At 56.8% G+C, this 1,569-nt stretch carries 2 rRNA genes (1 of these 2 cut by a window edge); both read left to right on the forward strand.

The features are described 5' to 3' along the window. Positions 1-1,197, forward strand: a 23S ribosomal RNA gene (locus VF769_RS01080); it begins 1,592 nt to the left of the window's first position. A gap of 93 nt (positions 1,198-1,290) precedes the next feature. Further along, positions 1,291-1,405: ribosomal RNA gene (gene rrf, locus VF769_RS01085) — 5S ribosomal RNA — on the forward strand. Positions 1,406-1,569: the final 164 nt, after the last annotated feature.

Raw genomic sequence — 1,569 nt, forward strand, 5'->3', positions numbered from 1 at the left:
GGAACTCGGCAAATTGCCCTCGTAACTTCGGAAGAAGAGGGACTGATCCAGCGCAAGCTGGCGTCAGTGACACAAGCCAGGGGGTGGCGACTGTTTATCAAAAACACAGGGCTCTGCGAAGCCGCAAGGCGACGTATAGGGTCTGACTCCTGCCCAGTGCCGGAAGGTTAAGAGGAGAGGTGCAAGCCTTGAATCGAAGCCCCGGTGAACGGCGGCCGTAACTATAACGGTCCTAAGGTAGCGAAATTCCTTGTCGGGTAAGTTCCGACCTGCACGAATGGAGTAACGACTTCCCCGCTGTCTCCGCAGTAGACTCAGTGAAATTGAATTCTCCGTGAAGATGCGGAGTTCGCGCGGCTAGACGGAAAGACCCTGTGAACCTTTACTGCAGCTTTGCTGTGGCGTTATCGACGATTTGTGTAGGCTAGGTGGGAGGCTTTGAAGCGGAGGCGTCAGCTTTCGTGGAGCCGAAAGATGAAACACCACCCTGATTTTCGGTGACGTCTAACCGCGATCCATTATCTGGATCCGGGACCCAGCATGGCGGGCAGTTTGACTGGGGCGGTCGCCTCCCAAAGAGTAACGGAGGCGCGCGATGGTAGGCTCAAACCGGTCGGACATCGGTTGTTGAGTGCAATGGCATAAGCCTGCCTGACTGCGAGACTGACGAGTCGAGCAGAGACGAAAGTCGGTCATAGTGATCCGGTGATCCCGTGTGTGGAGGGTCATCGCTCAACGGATAAAAGGTACTCCGGGGATAACAGGCTGATCGCCCCCAAGCGTCCATAGCGACGGGGCGGTTTGGCACCTCGATGTCGGCTCATCACATCCTGGGGCTGGAGCAGGTCCCAAGGGTATGGCTGTTCGCCATTTAAAGTGGTACGTGAGCTGGGTTCAGAACGTCGTGAGACAGTTTGGTCCCTATCTACCGTGCGTGTTGGAAACTTGAGAGGATTTGTCCCTAGTACGAGAGGACCGGGATGAACGCACCTCTGGTGCACCAGTCGTTCTGCCAAGAGCGCAGCTGGGTAGCTAAGTGCGGACGGGATAAACGCTGAAAGCATCTAAGCGTGAAACCCCCCTCAAAACTAGGTTTCCCTAGAGAGCCGTAGAAGACTACTACGTTGATAGGCCAGGTGTGGAAGAGCCGCGAGGCTTGAAGCTGACTGGTACTAATCGCTCAATCGGCTTGAACGCTCATCGTTCATGCACGGCGACGACTGCGTCGCCCTGAAGAACGCGACTAACAAAGACAATGTCATCCTGAAATTTGCGCGCGGCTCGCGCCGACCTGGCGGCTATGCCGGGGGTTCCCCACCCGATCCCATCCCGAACTCGGTAGTTAAGTCCCCCAGGGCCGATGGTACTATGTCTTAAGGCATGGGAGAGTAGGTCGCTGCCGGGTCTGCCCGGGCCGCGTGCAAACAAAGAAGTCCAGAACCCTCAATCACAATGACGGCTTCGGCCGTGACACTTCCGGCCGCGTTTACACGCGGCCGTTCGTGTATCAGAGATCAGACATTCGAATGCGAGTGACGCGGGATGGAGCAGCCCGGTAGCTCGTCAGGC

The organism is Vitreimonas sp., assembly GCF_036392335.1.
In the GTDB taxonomy this organism is placed as follows: Bacteria; Pseudomonadota; Alphaproteobacteria; order Caulobacterales; family Aquidulcibacteraceae; genus Vitreimonas.